Raw genomic sequence first — 18,699 nt, forward strand, 5'->3', positions numbered from 1 at the left:
GCGGCGCGCTTTATTTGCCCTTGGCCACCGCCGGATTGGACAAGCCTGGCAGTGCCTGCCAGTATTTGGCCTCCAGTGCCTTGGCCGTCCCATCCTGCTGAAGCTTTTTCAAGGCCTCGCCGATTTGCGCTGCGGCTTCAGGCGGGAATTGGGGCGAAGCGGCCAACCACTGATCCCACGGTTCATTCAGCGGCAGAACGCGCAATTCGTCCAGCGAGAACCCTTCATTCTTGAAGACGGTCGGCCCGGTCCACATATTGATGGCCCACGCGTCAATGCGCCCCAGTTGCAGCTTGCGGGCATTGGACTCGCTGTTGGTGGCCGCCTCCAGGTTGGTAAACCCCATGTCCTGCAGCACGCCAACGACTTCGCTGCCATTGAGGTGCCCGACCTTGACGCCCTTCATGGAAGTCAGCGTTCTGTCAAAAAGCTTGCGCGGCACGAACAGGCCATAACGCCCCCACCCCACGGCACCCACCCAGCTGTATTGCGACTCGCGCTCCGGCGTGCGAGTGAAGTTGACGATCAGGCCATTCGGATCGGCACGCGCAGAAAGCTGTGCGCGGGCCCAGGGCTGAAATTTCCAGACGAAGTGGTGTCCGGTTTTGCGCTCCACCTGCGCCAGCAAGTCCACATAGAGGCCCATTGCACCATCACCCTGCGGTTCCACCAGCCGGGCAAAACTGGAGGTGTAGATGGTGAATTCGGTCGCTTGGGCTTGGGCGCCGGTCAACATGCATGCTGCAACCCATACCCACTGGCACAGTCGCTGCACCGATCCGGCACTCAGTGATCTCATTGTTTTATTCCGTAGATCCAACTCTGCAGATGATAGTTAGAACTTGCCGTGCCGCAATCTGACTTGCATCAGAACGCAAGTTTTGCGGCCAGTTCCGTGCCTTGAACCAGCGTGCCAGGCCCCGTTGAGCGAGCGTAAATGCCGAAGTAAGTCGGGTGCCCCGGATGGCGCTGGGCGCTCAAGGTGCTGACAACACCCAATACCGACTCATCCACCAGCCCCGTTGCGGGATCGACGTTGGGCACGATGCATCGCACACAAAGCGCACCGACGGTGAGCCGTGCGCTCGACGCACCAGAACCCCACTCCAACTCGGTGAATTGCTCCTCCAGAAAGGGCATGAGCGATTCGTCGGATCCCGTGACCACTATGTTGGGGCGAAAGCGCATCACACTGGCCACGCTCTTCTCTGCCGGTGCGAGGGCGTCCAGGAACTCCTGGTAAGAGCTTCGCGACACTACATGCACGGTGTTTGTGCCTTCTCGGCGCAGCGCCTCCTTGCTGAGACGAACCAGGCGCAGTTGTGCACCGACAGTACGCTGCAGAAATGCCGCCACGCTGTCGCCGCCGTCAACGCCGCTATGAAACTCATCTTTCTTCGCGACGTCATTCCAGGTGCGTATTTGCTGCGAGGCGGAACCCGGATGCATTTCAACGTCGGCTTGCTCACCGTCCGGGCTGTGCAGCGTCAGGATTCCGTCGTGCAACTGAGGGCGCACCAAAGCCAGTTTGGGATGTGATCCCTGCCAAACCATGCCGGATTGCGCATCAACGATGACCCACTCTCTATCCCCAACCACCAGCCCCTCCTGGTCGAAGACTAGCGAGTCAACGCGGACCGGCGCGCACGATTTGACGGGATAGAGATAGAGCTCGCTGGCAGTTAGGTTAACGAAATTTTCCATACGCATCGCTGACGGACCATCGAATACCAAGAATGAAACCCAGCCTGATCAGCCAGGAAACTGCTACGGAAATAATAGCTGCTTACGCAATCAATAAGCGCGCTGCAGCCCGATTTGATTCAAAATTTTCCGTGTCGCCCCGCGCCTGAGGCAAAGCGGCCAGCGCCTTGCAGGCCTTCTGCGATGCACTCCTTGCCACGCTCCCATTCCTGATGCAAAGCCTGTGGCATCGCCAAATCCCACTGCGCATAGGCGCTGGCGCGGTCGGCCAGCATGGTCTGTTGCGGAAAGGCGGCGAGCTGCTGTGCCAATGTCAGCGCAGCGGACAGCGCCTGACCAGCTGGTACGACGCGGTTGCACAAGCCCATCTGCAAAGCCTCCATCGCCTCGACCTTGCGACCGGTCAATATCAAATCCATCGCGTGGCCCATACCGATCAGACGCGGCAGGCGCACCGTGCCGCCATCTATCAGAGGCACACCAAAGCGGCGGCAGTAAACGCCGAAGTAGGCATCGGCTTCCATCACGCGCATGTCGCACCACAGCGCCAGCTCCATGCCGCCGGCGACCGCGGCGCCGCTGATGGCGGCAATCACCGGCTTGCTCAGCATCAGGCGCGATGGGCCCATGGGGCCGAGTGGGCCGCCACCGGTGGCCACTTGCGACGCATCGAATTCCAGATCGGCAAAGGGATTGGCATCGGCGGCTTGCTGTTGCGCAAGACGCGCACCGGCCTGCAAATCCCAGCCCGCGCAGAAGTGGCCGTTATCGCCATGGAATATCGCAACCCGCGCTTGCGGATCTGCCTCAAACGCGAGGAAGGCCGCGTGCAACGCACGCGCAGTTGCGGCATCGACTGCATTGCGCACCTCGGGACGCTGAAGAGTCACCACGGTGACTGGGCCATCTTGGTGCACATGCACTGTGTTGTTCATGCATTGCATTAAATAGTCCTGTGAATGGCAGGGAAATCAGTGACAACCCTATCGGAGATTCGTAAAGCACCCGCTATAACCAAAGCCAAGAACAACAGGAGACAGCGTGCAGTTTCTTCAACTCGTGATCAGCGGGGTCGCACAGGGGTGCATCTACGGCTTGATCGCGCTGGGCTTTGTGCTCATCTACAAGGCCACAGAAACGGTCAGTTTTGCGCAGGGTGAGCTGATGATGCTGGGCGCATTTGGCGGCCTGGTAGCCATGACCATGCTGGGCTTCCCGTATTGGCTGGCGGTGCTGTGCACGATTGCGGCGATGGCGGCCTTTGGTGTGCTGCTGGAGCGCCTCGTCATTCGCCCCATCCTCGGCCAACCCGCGTTTTCCATCGTGATGTTGACCATAGGTATTGGCTACGTGGCACGCGGCCTGATCACGATGATTCCAGGAATAGGCAGCGACACCAACGCGCTGCCGGTTCCGTACAAGGACGAAATCCTGAAGTTCGGCGGCAACGAGATGGGCATTGGCGCACTTGTGCTCAATGTGGAGCACTTGGTCATCATCGGCGTGACCGGTGTGCTGTGCGTGCTGCTGTTTGCGCTGTTTCGCTACAGCAAGCTGGGCATAGCGATGCAGGCCGCGTCGCAAAACCAGTTGGCCGCGTATTACATGGGCATCCCGGTGCAGCGGCTCAACGGCATTGCCTGGGGCCTGGCTGCGGCGGTTGCCGCCATCGCAGGTCTGCTGTTGGCGCCTATTACCTTTGTCCACGCCAACATGGGATTCATTGGACTGAAGGCCTTTCCCGCGGCAGTGGTTGGCGGCTTTGGCAGTCTACCGGGCGCGATTGTGGGCGGGCTGGTGATTGGCTTGGTGGAGTCGTTCGCTGGCTTCTACTTGCCCGATGGATTCAAGGACACGGCGGCCTACGTCGTGGTGCTCGTCATGTTGATGGTCAAGCCCAACGGTCTGTTCGGCGAAAAGCTGCGCAAAAAGGTTTGACATGAGATTCATCTTTAAAACCGACTATGCGCAAGACATCAAGCTTGCCAAACACAGCGGCCACGTCTTCTGGTACGGCCTGCTGATGTTGCTGTTGCTGACCGCACCGTGGCTGTTCGCCGAGTACTGGCTGTCGCAACTGACGCTGGTGCTGATTTATTCGGTCGCAGGCTTGGGCATCATGCTGCTGGCCGGGTACACCGGGCTGTTTTCGTTGGGCCACGCAGCCTTTCTGGGCGTAGGCGCCTACACGCATGCGGTGCTGACCAACCACGGCATGCCGTTTCCGCTGGCGCTGATATGTGCTGCGGGCCTGTCCGGCGCCGTCGGCTTGGTGGTCGGTCTGCCTGCGTTGCGCGTCAAAGGCATTTACCTGGGCATGGCGACGCTGTCGTTCGGCTTCATCGTAGAAGAAGTGCTGGCGCGCTGGGAATCGGTCACCGGCGGCAACACGGGCATTCATATCAAGAAGCCCGATATTTTTGGTTGGGTGCTGCAATCGGGCGCCGAGTTCTATTGGCTGTGCCTGGTAATCACCGTGGCCGCGACGCTGGGCATTCTGAATCTGCTGCGTTCGCCGACCGGGCGTGCCTTCGTCGCGATCCGCGACTCTGAAATTTCCGCGCAAAGCATGGGCATCCATCTGGCGTATTACAAGACGCTGTCGTTTGCGCTGTCGGCTGCGCTGGCCGGTATTGCCGGTGCGCTCTATGGCCACTACCTGCAATTCATTTCGCCAGACCAGTTCAACATCCTGCAGTCCATCGATCTGCTGCTGATGATTGTGGTCGGTGGCGTAGGTTCGGTGCATGGCGTATTTCTGGGGGCCATATTCCTGATCACACTGCCCGAGCTGATCGGTATGACCAAGGACTACCTGCCCGCTGTCGTGGGCCAGGCACCGGGGCTCAAGGGTCTGGTGTACGGCCTCGTGCTGATTGCCTTCGTGTTGTTTGAGCCCATGGGCCTCTACGGTCGCTGGCTCAAGGTGCGCACCTATTTGCAGACCTTCCCGTTCTACCGCAAGGGCATGTTCAAGCGGCAGAAGACCTTCCAGAAATCGGATAGATTGAAATGACAGATTTACTTCTATCTGCCAAGAACTTAAGCGTGCGCTTTGGCGGCGTGCTGGCGGTCAACAACGTGTCGTTCGACGTCAAACAAGGCGAGGTCTTCACACTGATCGGCCCCAATGGCGCGGGCAAGACCACCGTGTTCAACCTGATCAGCCGCATCTACACACCGACCACCGGCGAGATTGACTACCTCGGCCCTGACGGCATGCTCAAGCTGACCACGCAGCCGCCACAAAACGTGGCCTCGCTGGGCATTGCGCGCACCTTCCAGAACATCGAACTGTTCGAACACGCCTCCGTGTTGCACAACCTGCTGATCGGCCGCCACACACACCGCCAGACCGGTGTGTGGCAAGACATGTTCTTCACCCGCAAGGCCCGTGATGCCGAACTACTGGCGCGCGAGAAGGCCGAGGAAGTGATCGATTTTCTGGGCCTGCAGCACTACCGCGATACCTTTGTTGCTGGCCTGCCATACGGCGTGCGCAAAGTGGTGGAACTGGCGCGCGCGCTGTGCACCGAGCCCAAGCTGTTGCTGCTGGATGAACCATCGAGCGGCCTGAACGTCGAAGAGACGGATGACATGGCGTTCTGGATTCAGGACATCAAAAACGACCTGGGCATCACGGTGCTGATGGTCGAGCACGATATGAGCCTGGTGTCCAAAGTATCAGACCGCGTGCTGGCGATGAACCAGGGCGAAGTGCTCGCCATGGGCACACCGCGTGAGGTGCAGAACGATCCTGGCGTGATCGAAGCCTATCTGGGCTCGATCGACGATGTGTCTTCACTACGGAGGAAAGCAGCATGAGTACGCAGCCGCCTCCCATCAGCGACCAACCTGTATTGAAGCTGCTCAATGTCGAGAGCGCTTACGGGCCGATCAAGGCGATCCGTGGCGTCAGCCTGCAAGTGCGCCGCAGCGAAATTGCCACCGTGCTGGGCTCCAACGGCGCCGGCAAGTCCACCATCCTGAAAACCATCTCCGGCATCATCGATCCGCGCAAGGGCAGCATCGAGTTCAAAGGCGAAGACATCACGGCCAACGACCCGGCGCACATCGTGCAACAGGGCTTGAGCCACGTGCCCGAAGGGCGCGAAGTATTCCCGTTGCTCAGCGTGCGCGACAACCTGCTGATGGGCGCCTACACGCGCTCGGACCGCGACGGCGTTGCCAAAGACATGGAAGCGGTGTTCGGCTACTTCCCTATCCTGCGCGAACGCGCTGCGCAAGATGCGGGCCTGCTCTCGGGCGGGCAGCAGCAAATGCTGGCGATTTCGCGTGCGCTGATGGCCAATCCGGACCTGATGCTGCTGGACGAGCCCAGCCTGGGCTTAAGCCCGAAACTGACCAAAGAGATCTTCGAGATCGTCGTACGCATCAACCGCGAACGCGGCACCACGATCCTGCTGGTCGAGCAAAACGCCAACATGGCGCTGAACGCCTCGGACTACGGCTACGTGCTGGAGAACGGCCGCATCGTGATGGAAGACACCTGCGCGCATTTGCGCGAGAAGGACGACATCAAGGAGTTCTATCTGGGCCTGAAGGAAGACGGCGTGCGCGGCGAGCGGCGCTGGAAAAAGAAAAAGACCTGGAGATAAGAAAAATGACCGGACTCTGGGACGTTAAAGAAGTTCAAGCCGACCACACCATCGTGGTTCCGGGTGAGACCATTCCCGAAATTTTCTGGAACGCGGTCAAGACACGCGGCCCGAATGTGTGGATGCGGCAAAAGCATCTGGGAATCTGGCGCAGCTGGACTTGGAATCAGACGGCAGAAGCCGTGCGCGAGATCGCCGCAGGGCTAATCAGCCTGGGCTTCGAGAAAGGCGAATGCGCATCCATCCTGTCCAACACCACGGTGGACTGGGTCTGGATGGATCTGGGCATTTTGTCGTGCAGCGGTATATCCAACGGCATCTACCCGACGGATGCGCCCAACCAGGTGCAATACCTGTGCGAAGACTCGCAAACGCGTTTCCTGTTTGTTGAAGACGACGAGCAGCTCGACAAGGCCCTGGAAGTGCGCGGCCAGTTGCCGCTGTTGCGCAAAATCATCGTGGTCGATATGGAGGGGCTGCAAAAGTTGCAAGACCCCGGCGTCATCAGCCTGGATGGCCTGCGCGCGCTGGGCCGCGAGTATTTGGCACAACACCCCAACGTCATCGAAGAACGCACACGCGCCACGAAAGCAGACGATCTGGCGATTCTGGTCTACACCTCCGGCACCACCGGCAAGTCCAAAGGCGCCATGCATTTGCACCGCGGGCTGGTCTACACCATGCGCGGCTACAACACGCTGATCCAGCAGACCGATCAAGACGAGCGCATGTGCTTTCTGCCGCTGTGCCACATTGCGGAGCGCATGGGCGGCGAATACTACGGCCTCTACACCGGCGCCAAGCTCAACTTCGTCGAGAACCCAGAGACCATTCCCGAAAACGTACGCGAGATTGCGCCCACGGTGTTTGTCGCCGTGCCGCGCGTCTGGGAAAAGTTTTATTCCGGCGTGATGATTGGGTTGAAAGAAGCGGGCACTGTGCAGCAGGCCACCTATGCCTGGGCCATCGGCGTGGGCATGCAGATTGCCGATCTGGTATTGGCGCAAAAGCCGGTCAACGCTTGGCTGAAGTTGCAGTTCCACATCGCCAGCGTGCTGGTGCTGAACAATGTGCGCAAGCTGATCGGCATCCACCGTTCGCGCGTGCTGTTCACTGGCGCGGCGCCGATCTCGGCCGATCTCGTTCGCTGGTATCTCGCTTTGGGCGTGCCCATGGTTGAGGTCTGGGGCATGACCGAAACCTGCGGCGGCTCCAGCGGCGCGCAGCCCAACCGTGTGAAGCCCGGCACGATTGGCCCCGCTACACCGTATAACGAAATGCGCCTTGCCGAAGGCACGAACGAGATCCTGGTGCGCGGTCCCAATGTGTTTGCGGGCTATTTGAACCTGCCGGAGAAAACGGCGGAAACGATTGATGCCGAAGGCTGGCTGCACACCGGCGACGTGGGCACGGTTGACAGTGAGGGCTACTACACCATCACCGACCGCCTCAAGGACATCATCATCACCGCCGGCGGCAAGAACATCACGCCCAGTGAGCTGGAAAACGATTTGAAGTTCTCGCCGTACATCACCGATGCGGTGGTGATCGGCGACAAGCGCGCCTACCTGACGGTGATCATCATGATTGACCAGGAGAACGTCGAGAAATACGCGCAGGACGCTGATGTGCCGTTCAGCAACTACGCCTCGCTGACGCGCGCGCCCGAAATCCAGACGCTGATCCAGGCCGAGCTGGATCGCGTCAACAAGAAGTTTGCCCGCGTGGAGCAAATCAAGAAATTCTTCCTGCTGGAGACCCAGCTGACAGCAGAAGATGAAGAGCTGACCCCCACCATGAAGCTCAAACGCAAGCTGGTGGAGAAGAAGTACGCACCGCAGATTGAAGCCATGTACCGCTAGTTCCCATAATTTTTACAGGAGACAAACATGAAACTGAAGACTTCCGCACTATTGGCAATGGTGGCCATGACGGCCACATTGGCCCAGGCCCAGCAACAGGGCGTCACCAAAGACGAAATCGTCCTCGGCTCCATCCAGGATTTGAGCGGCCCGATTGCCGGTTTCGGCAAGCAGGACCGGCTGGGCATGATGCTGGCCGTTGACGAAATCAACGAACAGGGCGGCATCAACGGCCGCAAGATTCGCCTGCTGGTTGAAGACTCGGCCTATGACCCCAAGAAGGCCGTGCTGGCTGCGCAAAAGCTGGTCAACCAGGACAAGATTTTCATGATGGTGGGCCACATCGGTACCGCGCAAAATCTGGCCGCGATGCCCGTGCAGTTTGAGAAGAACGTCATCAACTTCTTCCCCATCACTGCCGCACGCGAAATGTACGAGCCCTTCCACAAGCTGAAGTACTCCTACGCCGCGCCCTACTACGACCAGATGCGTCTGGCGGTGCCCAAGCTGGTGAAGGAAAAGGGTGCGAAGAAGGTTTGCACGATGTACCAGGACGATGACTTCGGCAGCGAAGTCATGAAGGGTGGCGAAGACGGTCTGAAGACCATCGGCATGGAATTCGCCGAGAAGACATCGTACAAGCGCGGCGCAACTGACTTCTCTTCGCAAATCTCGAAAATGCAATCCAGCGGTTGTGATTTCGTTGTGCTGGGTACCATCATCCGCGAAACCATCGGCGCGATCGGAACCGCACGCAAGATGGGCTACAGCCCCACCTTCATCGGCTCCAGCGCGGCCTACACCGACCTGATCCACAAGCTCGGCGGCAAACCCATGGACGGCCTGTACGCGACACACACCGTACAAAACCCCTACACGGATGAGCAGTCCCCTGCGATCCGCTTCTGGGCCAACAAGTACAAGACCAAGTTCAACGAAGATCCAACCGTGTTCTCGGTCTACGGCTACAGCGTGATCAACACCTTCGCCACCGCTGCCACCAAGGCTGGCAAGAACCTGACCACCGAGAGCTTCATCAAGGTCATGGACTCGCTGACCATTCCATCCGACATCTTCGGCAGCGCACCACAGTCGTTCACTGCGACCAAACGCCTGGGCTCCAGCGCATCGCGCCTATCGCAGATCACAGATGGCAAGTGGAAAGTCGTGGGCGAGTATGTGGGCGACCCGGCCGTGGCCAAGGCTGCGCCTGCTAAAAAATAAGTAGGGCAGACAACATGAAGCCACCTGCGGGTGGCTTTTTTATTTTCATTGCTCGCCGAGTCACAGCAGCGGCTACCGTAAGATCCCCCGGCATCACCCGCTCAGAAGATGACCATGCGCCATTTTGAAACCATTCCAGACGCAAACTTGCTCAGCGGGATTCTGGGCCTACGTGGTATCGCCGCCCTTGCGGTAGTCTTATTTCATCTGTGCCATCTGACTGGCATTGCGGTTCCACCGATATTCCAGTTCATCGCTCGCGATTTCGGCTACGGTGCGCATCTGTTTTTTGTACTGAGTGCTTTTTCATTGATGCACTCGACCTCGCACACCATGCAGCGCCGCGGTTGGGTTAACGCGTACTTGATCAAGCGATTTTTCAGAATAGCTCCTTTGTTTTATCTGGTGCTTCTGTGCATGCTGGTGGGTCATTTTTGGCGTGGCACATTTCCAGACTTTCTGACAATTTTTCTGAACTTCTTCTTCCTGTTCGGCTTCGTGCTGGACCCTGCCGTCTGCCTGGTGTGGGCGGGATGGACCATAGGTGTGGAAATGATTTTTTACGCGATGTTTCCGTTACTGCTGATAACCGTCAAGAGCAAGCGGGATGCAGCGATACTCCTGATCGCAGCAACCGCCATTGGGTATGGCGCGAGAACTGTATTGCATGCGCAATACTTGCAGACCGTTCCGCCGCCCCGTTGGGATGGGTCGTACTTCAACTTTCTGTCGAATCTGTATTTCTTTGCAGTCGGTATATGGGCCTACAAAATGGTCCAACATTACAAGCAGACCGGCGCAGCACTTCCGCTGCTGTTCCCTGCCGCGGCGATACTGATTCTCGCCCTGCTGTTCGTCGGCGCGGCAGAAGCGCTTACCGGCGGTGGCAGACTGGATTTGATACTGTGGGCCTGCGGCTTTGGCGCACTGTGCATTTGGCAGAGTGTAAATCCGGGCAGATGGAGCGCCAATCGATTCTTTGAGTACCTGGGAGAACGTAGTTTCAGCGTCTATTTGCTGCACCCGCTGGTGATCACAGTCTTCAGCCGCTATCTGATCCAGCTCAACGAGACGCTGCAACCTACGCTGGGCAACTATGCATACTTCGTTTGCGCAGCGGCTCTTACAGCGGTGTTGCTGTGTGTGGCGGAAATAAGTTATCGCGCCATCGAAGTTCCCGGAATCAGACTTGGCCGTCGCATTATCCAAAAAAACGAGAACTCCGGTATTGCGGTCACTAGGTCTACTTGATCTTCGCCGCTTCCACTTCCATTTGCGCGACCAGCTCATTCATCTGGTCGACAACAGCTTGCACCGTGGCGCGCTGTGACAGGTCTACGCCAGCCTTTTGCAACTGCTTCATCGGATGGTCATTGCCGCCGCTCTTGAGCAGCGTCAGGTAACGATCGGTCGCAGCCTTGCGTGATGCGTCGGTGCCGCTGGTCATGTCCTTGAACAGCTTGGCGCTGGACGCAAAACAGGTGGCGTACTGGTAGACGTAGTACGGCGAGTTGAAGAAGTGCGGGATGCGTGACCAGGTGTATTTGTAGAGTTCGTCGGTTGCCACCGCATCACCGTAGTAATCCTTCAACAGCTTCAGGTAGATGCCGTTCAACACTTCCGATGTGATGGGCTGGCCCTGCTCGACCAGCTTGTGCGCCTGCAGCTCGTAGTCGGCAAACAGCACTTGCGTGTAGAACGTGCCGACGATGGAGTCGACAGCGTGTTGCAGCAGCAAGAAGCGCTCTTTCGGATCGGTCGTGGTTTCCAGCAGGCGGTTCAGCAGGAAGCGTTCGTTGGTGGTGGACGCTACTTCGGCGACGAAGATCGTGTAGCTCGCGGTGGCGAAGGGTTGGGTCTCATGCGACAGCACGGTGTGCATCGCGTGGCCGCCTTCGTGCGCCAGTGTGAACAGCGCGTCCTGCGTGTCGTTGTGGTTCAACAGCATATAGGGGCCGACGCCATAGATGCCGCTGACGTAGGCGCCGCTGCGCTTGCCGTCGTTCTCATAGACGTCGACCTGCTTGCCGGACATGAACTTCTTGTACTTCGCAACATAGTCAGCACCCAGAGGTGCAACGGAGGCCAAGACCTGATCGCGTGATTCCTCATACGGATACGTCTTGTCCGTCTTGTAGATCGGCTGTGAGCCGTCGTACAGGTGGTAGGTCTCCAGCCCGAGCAGCTTCTTGCGCAGCTTCATGTAGCGCTGCAGCGGCGCGGTGCCGTTGCGCACGGTGTCGACCAGTGTGGTGACCACAGCGGGTGGCACGGCATTGCCGTCCAGTGCGGCATCCAGCGTGGTCGGGAAGTTGCGCGCCTGGGCAGTGAACCAGTTGCGCTGCAAGATGCCGTTGTAAATTGCCGCGTAGGTGTTGGTGGTTGCGGCGTAGGTCTTCAGGTAGGCCTCGAACGCCTTGGCGCGGTCGGCCTGGTTGGGGTTGGTCGCCAGCACGCCCTGGTAGACACCGGGCGACAGCGTAATTTCCTTGCCATCAGACAGCGTGACCTTGGGGAACTTGATATCTGAGGTCGACAGCTCCTGGTAGGCATTGCGCGGCGTGCCGCGGAACTGCGAAGAGAGCGACAGCAGCTTTTCGCCCTTTTCGTCCAGAACGTGCTTTTGCTGGCGGTAAGTGTCCAGAATGCCGAACTTGTATGGCGCCAGCGCCGGGGTTGCGTCAATCCACTGCTCCATAGTCGCTTGTGGGATCGTCAGCAACTCAGGCGTAAACCATGCCGTTGCCGTGCCCTGCTTGGCGAACAACGCGGAGACGCGTTGCGACTTGCCGGAGATGTCCTGGTTGCGCGTATCTACGTCGCGCTGCAAATGCGTGTAGCCATACAGCTTGTAGGCCACCTTGCCCATCGCATCCTGGTCCTGGTAGGCCTTCAGCACGGCGGCGGGGCCGTTTTTCAGCGAGCCCTTCAGCTGGGCATAGGCGGCGATCTTGCCGTCCAGGTCTTTGATGCCGTCTTCAAAGGCTTCCCAGTTGGGGTAAATGGGCGTGAAGTCCCAGCGGTATTCGGCGGGGATTTCGGCGCGGTTGCGGGTTTGCGGCTTGGCCGCGTGGGCACTGCCGACAGCGGCCAGCGTGATGGCGGCGGCGATGGCCGATACCAGTAGGGATTGCTTCATGGAGGGTCCTTAGGAACAGTCTGTAAAGAGCCGGCAAATCGGCCGAGCGTGCAGCATACGTGCGACCGCGCTGGTGCACAATCCCGCGTCAGAAGAAATGCGACGAAACGCGGAAAGTCGTGGATAAAAAAGGAACCCCATGGACATTGACCCACTCGAAGTGGTAGAGACTGCCAAACCGGAGGCGCCGACCAAACACCGCTGGCTGAACCCGGCCGTTGCGATCACGGTCGCGCTGCTGGCCACCTTCATGGGCATTTGCAAGGTCAAGGACGACAACATCGTGCAGGCCATGCAACAGGCGCAAGCCGACAAGCTGGACCACTGGCAGTTTTACCAGGCGCGCAATATCCGCGAAGAGATTGCCAAGTCCACGCTGGTGCAATTGCGCATCCAGGCGCTAGGCGCGAACCCGGCGCAGAAAGCTGCGCTGGCTGAACAGATCAAGGCCTACGAATCGCTGGCCGTCGACCAGAACCAGAAGAAAAATGAACTCAAGGCGCAAGCCGAGCACGACCAGGCCGCTTACGACGCGCTGAACTTCCGCGACGACCAGTTTGATTTGTCCGACGCGGCGATTGCAATCGCGATCTCGCTGCTGGCGGTCGCGTCGCTGACCGGCCTGCCATGGCTGTACCTGCTGGCGCTACTGCCATCGGGGTATGGCTTCCTGATGGGCGCGGCGGGTTTAGCGGGATGGGGCATTCACCCGGACACGTTGATCAAGCTGCTGAGCTGAACATGAAGCTACCATTGACGTCCGCGCTTCTGCCTCGGCACCTCTTGGCGTTGCTGGCCGTCTACTTCGTTGCCAGCCTGGCCCACTTTGCGCACAACGCCGAGTTCATTGCGTTCTACCCGAACATGCCCGCGTGGATCACGCGGGAGATAGTGTATCTGTCGTGGCTGGCGGTCTGCAGCCTGGGTGTGGCGGGGTTAATCATGTTTCGCCTGGGCTGGCCCGCCATCGGTGCGTTGCTGCTCACGGCGTATGGTGCGATGGGTCTGGACGGGCTGCTGCACTACACGCTGGCGCTGTGCTCCGAGCACACCTTGGCCACCAATTTGACGATCTGGTTTGAGGTGATTGCCGGCTCCCTGCTCGCTGCCGCTGGGGCGAGATTGATGGTCAAAATGGCTTGTAACGCCCGCAGAACGTGCGTAAGCAGCTACTAATTCAATAGCAAACCAGTTGCACCGGCAAGCGGCTGCGTTTGGTGACATCCTTGCGCGCTTCGCCCGTCGCCACATCCACAGCCCAGGCGTGCAAGACATCGATGCGCACAGCGTTCTCGTTATTGCGGCCCTTCATTGCATTGCCGTAGTTGTATTGGTTGACCGAGGCAGTGTCCACAATGCGGGTGCCGGACCAGCGCCAACCGGTGGAGACGGGCGGAAACAGCGCGGCCTTTTTGCCAGCGACTGCAATCTGCGCAGCCAAGGCTTTCAGTTCCACCATAGCGGGAAGGCGGCAGCTTTTCCCGCCGCTGCGGTTGCGTTCGCCCGCCAGCGCCATGCCCTCACTATGGCTGAGCAGCATCACATCGCCTTCACAGACGTTGCCATTCCATCGTTGCCCATGTACACAACGATCCCAGACCAGTTTGTCCCGCGGGCTCACCACGCCAGCACCGTCCGGCGATGCTTGCCAAGTTGGCTCTGGCGCAGCCGCTTGCGCGGCAATGCCCAAAGCGGCCAGCACTCCCGCGATGCACCACCGCCTACAGCGATGGGCCAAATCAGCAAGCGAGGATGCAGCGTTAAACATGGTTGCGATGCCCGTAAATATTGCGTAAGCAGCTACTAATTCAATAGCAGCCGGGCTAGGCTGTGATGTACCAATTCGCGGCGATTCGCCCCACCTCGGCCAGCACTGCCTGGTCTTCATCGCGAATGCCCTTGCCGTACGCCTTGGCAGCGTCGTAATACGCCGTCACGATCAACGGCGCCTTTTCGGGAGCCCACGCGATGGCTGTGTCGTTGTACTTATCCACCATGCCATCGGCCATCGCCGTGCCGGTCTTGTCACCCGAGCGCCATCCTGAAGGGAAGCCAGCGCGCAGCCGCTTGCTTCCGGTGTCCGTCGCTTGCATCCATTCGATCAACAACTTTGTCGAGGCAGGTGACAGCCAGCCCTTGGTGAGCATCAGCGACATGGTCTGCGCCATCGCCAGCGGCGTCGTGGTGTCGCGCACCTCGCCTTGCGGCACCAGGTTCATCTGCGGCTCCAGCCGGTCCAGACGCGTCTCCGTATCACCCAACGCGCGCAGCGTGGCGGTGACCCCTGCCGGTCCACCCAGCAAGCGCATCAGCAGATTGGCGGCCGGGTTGTCACTGGTGGTTTGCGTGGCACGCGCCAGCGCACCAACGGTCATGCCGCCTTCGGCAAGGTGCTGCCCCGTCACAGGCGCATGCGACACCATGTCCGCTTGCGAATAGGGAACCCATTGGTCCAGCCGCAAACTTCCTTCGTCTACCTTGCGAAGAACAACTCCGGCCAGCGGCAGCTTGAATGTGGAGCACATGCCGAAGCGCTCATGCAGGCGGTGGCCCGCGATGGCGCCGGTGCCAGTGTGGAGCATGGCGACACCGAGTCGTCCGCCAACCCTTTTCTCCAACGCGGCCAAGCCGGGATGATCTGCCAAGGGGCTTGCGCCAGCGGCCCAGACACTGGTTGGCAGAAAACAGGCGGCGCCCAGACCGATGGCGTGGCGACGATTGATGTGGGGAGTGATTGTGTGCATGAAATGGGGATGCGCCAGAGACTGTAGTACCGCATTCTCGCCAGTTTCAGCAGGAGTCGCGCGCGGCACAGTCTGTCTCTGCTGAGACTGAATGTAACGGGCGTGCTGCCTACAGTGGATACATCCATGAAGGAGAAGCAACCATGACGGACACAAGCAACCTACTGACGCAAATCCAGGCCTTCAGCAAAGCCGCTGCCTTCAACCAGTTCTTTGGCATCACGGTCGACAGTGCCGAGCCTGGCAAGGTAGAGATCAGCATGCCATGGCGGCCCGAGGCGGGGCAGTACTCCGGCTTTATGCATGCGGGCGTGGTCGGCGCGCTGATAGACACAGCCTGCGGCTTTGCAGCGGCCACACTTTCAGGGAAGGTGCTCGCAGCACACTTCTCAGTCAACTGTCTGCGACCCGCAGTGGGCGAGCGATTCATTGCGCGGGCCAGAGTGGTCAAGCCCGGCAAATCCCAGGTGTTTACCTCGTGCGAGCTGTATGCGCTGACGGGTACGACAGAGAAGCTGGTCGCGACCGGCGAGACACTGCTCAGCGTGGTTCAGGAGACGATATAGGCGCCAGCGCCAGTCGACAGCAGCTTGCCATCGGCCCCCAGAAACTCCATGCGCGTGGACGCTACGCGCGAGCCCAGGCGCATCACCTCGGCGCGCAACTCAAAGCGCTCGCCAATGCCAGGGCGCAGGTAGTCAATACGCAAATCGATAGTGCCCAGCTTGCTGAAACGGTGCAAACGCTGCAGCGGCGCCTCGTCCATATGGCGCGCGCCGATCGCGGCCATCACCGCCAGGCCACCCATCGCGTCCAGCCCCGCGCTGATGACACCGCCGTGGATGCGGTTGAAGCTGTAGTGGCCCACCAGCTCGGGTTTCATCGCGATATGCGCAACCACGCGCTCGGGCGTAATGCTGGCAATCTTTAGCCCCAGCACTTGATTGAAGGCGATGGACTCTTCGAAGATTTTCTTCAAGCCCGCGAGAAACTCCGGCTCGAAAACTATGGGCTGGGCAACGGGCTCGGTAGTGGACTTATGGGGCATGCTGCATTCTCAGATACCGAGCTGACGCGAAGCCAACTCTTTCATGATCTCTTCGGTGCCGCCGCCAATCGTCATCACCTTGACCTCGCGGTAAATGCGCTCACAGGCCGTGCCGCGCATGAATCCCATGCCACCCAGAATCTGCACGCCCTGATCGGCGCAGAACTGCATGGTCTGCGTGGCGTGGTTCTTCAACAGGCAAACCTGCGCCACCCACTCAGCACCCTTGGCTGACTTGTCGCCGCGGTCGCCTGCATCAGCGCGGGCCGACACGGCATTCAACCATGCGCGTGTGGACTCAATGCGCATCTTCATGTCCATCAGCTTGTGGCGAATCACCTGGTGGTCCACCAGCGCCATGCCGAAGGTCTTGCGCTGCTGCGCCCATGAGAGCGCTTCGTCGTAACAGCATTCGGAGAAGCCCAGCGCCATCGCAGCCATGGACAGGCGCTCGCCGTTGAAGTTGGTCAGGATCATCTTGAAGCCCGCGCCCTCTTCGCCCACCAGGTAACGCGCAGGCACGCGCACATTGTCAAAGTGGATCTGCGCCGTATCGGAACAGTGCCAACCCATCTTCTTCAAAGCAGTGCGCGTGATGCCCGGCGCATCGCCCGGCACCATCACCATCGAGATGCCCATCGGCCCCTTGTTTTTCAGGTCGGTGCGTACCGCCACCGTCAGCCAGTCGGCCCGCGTGCCCGATGTGATGAAGATTTTTTCGCCATTAATGACGTAATCATCGCCGTCGCGTTGCGCGGTCGTCTTCAGCGCCGACACATCGGTGCCACCACCGGGCTCGGTGATGCACAGCGAAGAAATCTTCTTGCCAGCCAACACATCAGGAATGACTTCCTGCTGCAAGGCGGGCGAGCCGTGGCGCACCACCGGCGGCAGACCGATGTTGTGGCTGAACAGGCTGGCCATCAGGCCGCCGCTGCCGCCGTAGCGGGCCAATGCAATCGCTTGTGTCAGGCGCACGCTCCAGGGAACAGGCGTGCCGCCCAGTTCTTCCGGGTAGCCCATGCCCAGCCAGCCCAACTCGGCCGCGCGGCCATAGAGAGCGCGCGGAAATTCGCCCGCCTCCTCCCAGTCGTTCAGATGGGGAGCGACTTCGGCTTGAATGAATCTGCGGGCAGCGTCTTCGACCTGCTGCAAATCTTCGGTAGTGAATTCCATGATCAACGCGCCGGCCGTTTGGCCACGCCCATGGTCTTGGCGATGATGCCCATCATCACTTCGTCAGCACCACCGCCGATAGAGCCCAAACGGCTGTCGCGGAACATGCGCGCCACCTTGTTTTCCCACGTGTAGCCCATACCGCCCCAAAACTGCAGGCAGCCATCGGGCACCAGTCGGCCCAGACGCCCGGCCTTGAGCTTGGCCATGGACGCCAGTTCCAGCACGTCCTTTCCGCTGACATACAACTCACAGGCGCGGTAAGTGAGCGCGCGCAGGCTCTCCACTTCGGTCTTCATCTCCGCCAAGCGGAACTGCACCCACTGCTGGTCGGCCAGCGTGGCGCCAAACATCTTGCGCTCCTGCGCCCACTCCACGGTCCAGTCAATACAGTTGTTCAGCGCCTGCAAGCTGCTGGCCGCGCACCACAAGCGCTCTTCCTGAAACTGCTGCATCTGGTAGACAAAGCCCGCGCCCTCCTGCCCAATGAGATTGCGCTGCGGCACGCGCACTTCGTCAAAGTACAGCAAACCGGTGTCGCTGCTGTGCATGCCGATTTTTTTGATCTTGCGCGCTACTTCGATGCCTTTGCGTAGTTTGCCGTTCTCGCGCAGCGGCACCATCACCAGGCTCTTGTTCTTGTGCGCAGGCCCGTCGCCGGTGTTGACCAGCATGCACATCCAGTCGGCTTGCAAGCTGTTGGTGATCCACATCTTCTGTCCGGTGATCACATAGTCGTCGCCGTCCTTGCGCGCAACGGATTTGATCGCCGACACATCGCTGCCCGCTGCGGGCTCGCTGACGCCGATGCAACCGACGGTATCGCCCGCGATCGCCGGAACCAGAAACTCCTTCTTCAACTCTTCGCTGCCAAAGCGCGCCAGCGCTGGTGTGCACATGTCGGTCTGCACACCAATCGCCATCGGCACGCCGCCGCAGTCGATATGACCGAGCGATTCGGCCATCGCCATGCCGTAGGAATAGTCCAGCCCCGCGCCGCCATAGGCCTCGGGTTTGGTCAGACCCAAGAGGCCCAGGTTCCCCATCTTCTTGAAGACTTCGTGAGCCGGAAACATCTCTGCCTCTTCCCACTCCTCGACATGCGGGTTGATCTCCGAATCGATAAAGCGTTTCAGCGTCTTCTGGATTTCGTTGTGTTCGTGGGTGAATTGCATGGCGTTGT

19 protein-coding genes are annotated in these 18,699 nt (G+C 59.6%); 10 read left to right on the plus strand and 9 right to left on the minus strand.

Going from position 1 to position 18,699, the window contains the following annotated elements:
* Window positions 1–10: 10 nt before the first annotated feature.
* The 3 genes from AC1DV6_RS01735 to AC1DV6_RS01745 all read right to left on the minus strand — a co-directional run bounded on the left by AC1DV6_RS01735 (window position 11) and on the right by AC1DV6_RS01745 (window position 2,639).
* A complete protein-coding gene (locus AC1DV6_RS01735; RefSeq protein WP_477974520.1) occupies window positions 11–799 on the minus strand; it encodes a substrate-binding periplasmic protein in 789 nt (262 codons plus the stop codon).
* Between the two features lie 68 nt (window positions 800–867).
* Window positions 868–1,710 carry an MOSC domain-containing protein gene (locus tag AC1DV6_RS01740; RefSeq protein WP_477974522.1) on the minus strand — a complete coding sequence of 281 codons (843 nt, stop codon included), beginning with the start codon at window positions 1,708–1,710 and terminating at the stop codon, window positions 868–870.
* A 113-nt stretch (window positions 1,711–1,823) separates the two neighbouring features.
* Window positions 1,824–2,639, minus strand: coding sequence for a crotonase/enoyl-CoA hydratase family protein (locus tag AC1DV6_RS01745; RefSeq protein ID WP_477974524.1), 816 nt, complete (start codon window positions 2,637–2,639; stop codon window positions 1,824–1,826).
* 106 nt (window positions 2,640–2,745) lie between these two features.
* Here AC1DV6_RS01745 and AC1DV6_RS01750 point away from each other — a divergent pair, with 106 nt between their 5' ends.
* From AC1DV6_RS01750 to AC1DV6_RS01780, 7 genes are all read left to right on the plus strand, one after another.
* Window positions 2,746–3,642 (plus strand): branched-chain amino acid ABC transporter permease, encoded by an 897-nt coding sequence (locus tag AC1DV6_RS01750; protein WP_477974526.1) that lies wholly within the window; start codon window positions 2,746–2,748, stop codon window positions 3,640–3,642.
* Window position 3,643: 1 nt separating this feature from the next.
* The gene (locus AC1DV6_RS01755) at window positions 3,644–4,720 is read left to right on the plus strand and encodes a branched-chain amino acid ABC transporter permease (protein WP_477974528.1); all 1,077 of its coding nucleotides are present in this window, start codon (window positions 3,644–3,646) and stop codon (window positions 4,718–4,720) included.
* The gene (locus tag AC1DV6_RS01760) at window positions 4,717–5,529 is read left to right on the plus strand and encodes an ABC transporter ATP-binding protein (RefSeq protein WP_477974530.1); all 813 of its coding nucleotides are present in this window, start codon (window positions 4,717–4,719) and stop codon (window positions 5,527–5,529) included. Before AC1DV6_RS01755 ends, AC1DV6_RS01760 begins: the two co-directional genes overlap by 4 nt.
* Window positions 5,526–6,323 (plus strand): ABC transporter ATP-binding protein, encoded by a 798-nt coding sequence (locus tag AC1DV6_RS01765; protein ID WP_477974532.1) that lies wholly within the window; start codon window positions 5,526–5,528, stop codon window positions 6,321–6,323. Before AC1DV6_RS01760 ends, AC1DV6_RS01765 begins: the two co-directional genes overlap by 4 nt.
* Before the next feature lie 5 nt (window positions 6,324–6,328).
* Window positions 6,329–8,185 carry an AMP-dependent synthetase/ligase gene (locus AC1DV6_RS01770; protein WP_477974533.1) on the plus strand — a complete coding sequence of 619 codons (1,857 nt, stop codon included), beginning with the start codon at window positions 6,329–6,331 and terminating at the stop codon, window positions 8,183–8,185.
* Window positions 8,186–8,212: 27 nt separating this feature from the next.
* Window positions 8,213–9,409 carry an ABC transporter substrate-binding protein gene (locus AC1DV6_RS01775; protein WP_477974535.1) on the plus strand — a complete coding sequence of 399 codons (1,197 nt, stop codon included), beginning with the start codon at window positions 8,213–8,215 and terminating at the stop codon, window positions 9,407–9,409.
* A 114-nt stretch (window positions 9,410–9,523) separates the two neighbouring features.
* Window positions 9,524–10,660: an acyltransferase family protein gene (locus AC1DV6_RS01780; RefSeq protein WP_477974537.1), complete on the plus strand. Its 1,137-nt coding sequence runs from the start codon at window positions 9,524–9,526 to the stop codon at window positions 10,658–10,660.
* Here AC1DV6_RS01780 and pepF read toward each other — a convergent pair.
* A complete protein-coding gene (gene pepF, locus AC1DV6_RS01785) occupies window positions 10,653–12,548 on the minus strand; it encodes an oligoendopeptidase F (RefSeq protein WP_477974539.1) in 1,896 nt (631 codons plus the stop codon). The genes AC1DV6_RS01780 and pepF overlap by 8 nt on opposite strands.
* A 139-nt stretch (window positions 12,549–12,687) precedes the next feature.
* Between pepF and AC1DV6_RS01790 the strand changes: the two genes are divergently transcribed.
* Both AC1DV6_RS01790 and AC1DV6_RS01795 read left to right on the plus strand, forming a co-directional pair.
* A complete protein-coding gene (locus AC1DV6_RS01790) occupies window positions 12,688–13,287 on the plus strand; it encodes a DUF4337 domain-containing protein (RefSeq protein ID WP_477974541.1) in 600 nt (199 codons plus the stop codon).
* A gap of 2 nt (window positions 13,288–13,289) precedes the next feature.
* Entirely contained in the window at window positions 13,290–13,724 is a 435-nt protein-coding gene (locus AC1DV6_RS01795; protein WP_477974543.1) for a hypothetical protein, read from the plus strand.
* Window position 13,725: 1 nt separating this feature from the next.
* Here the strand turns inward: AC1DV6_RS01795 and AC1DV6_RS01800 are convergent, their stop codons facing one another.
* Both AC1DV6_RS01800 and bla read right to left on the minus strand, forming a co-directional pair.
* The gene (locus AC1DV6_RS01800; RefSeq protein WP_477974545.1) at window positions 13,726–14,250 is read right to left on the minus strand and encodes a DUF1566 domain-containing protein; all 525 of its coding nucleotides are present in this window, start codon (window positions 14,248–14,250) and stop codon (window positions 13,726–13,728) included.
* A gap of 121 nt (window positions 14,251–14,371) precedes the next feature.
* Complete coding sequence (bla, locus tag AC1DV6_RS01805; protein ID WP_477974547.1) at window positions 14,372–15,292, minus strand: class A beta-lactamase; 921 nt, start codon at window positions 15,290–15,292, stop codon at window positions 14,372–14,374.
* Window positions 15,293–15,435: 143 nt separating this feature from the next.
* Between bla and AC1DV6_RS01810 the strand changes: the two genes are divergently transcribed.
* On the plus strand, window positions 15,436–15,858 hold the full coding sequence (locus AC1DV6_RS01810; protein ID WP_477974549.1) for a PaaI family thioesterase: 423 nt from the start codon (window positions 15,436–15,438) through the stop codon (window positions 15,856–15,858).
* Here the strand turns inward: AC1DV6_RS01810 and AC1DV6_RS01815 are convergent.
* The 3 genes from AC1DV6_RS01815 to AC1DV6_RS01825 are packed head-to-tail and all read right to left on the minus strand — an operon-like array spanning window position 15,843 to window position 18,691.
* The gene (locus AC1DV6_RS01815; RefSeq protein ID WP_477974551.1) at window positions 15,843–16,340 is read right to left on the minus strand and encodes a thioesterase family protein; all 498 of its coding nucleotides are present in this window, start codon (window positions 16,338–16,340) and stop codon (window positions 15,843–15,845) included. The two genes, AC1DV6_RS01810 and AC1DV6_RS01815, sit on opposite strands and share 16 nt — an antisense overlap.
* Before the next feature lie 9 nt (window positions 16,341–16,349).
* Complete coding sequence (locus AC1DV6_RS01820) at window positions 16,350–17,516, minus strand: acyl-CoA dehydrogenase family protein (RefSeq protein ID WP_477974553.1); 1,167 nt, start codon at window positions 17,514–17,516, stop codon at window positions 16,350–16,352.
* Window positions 17,517–17,518: 2 nt separating this feature from the next.
* Complete coding sequence (locus AC1DV6_RS01825; protein ID WP_477974555.1) at window positions 17,519–18,691, minus strand: acyl-CoA dehydrogenase family protein; 1,173 nt, start codon at window positions 18,689–18,691, stop codon at window positions 17,519–17,521.
* Window positions 18,692–18,699: the final 8 nt, after the last annotated feature.

This window comes from Rhodoferax sp. P2_H8_2 (assembly GCF_056403235.1).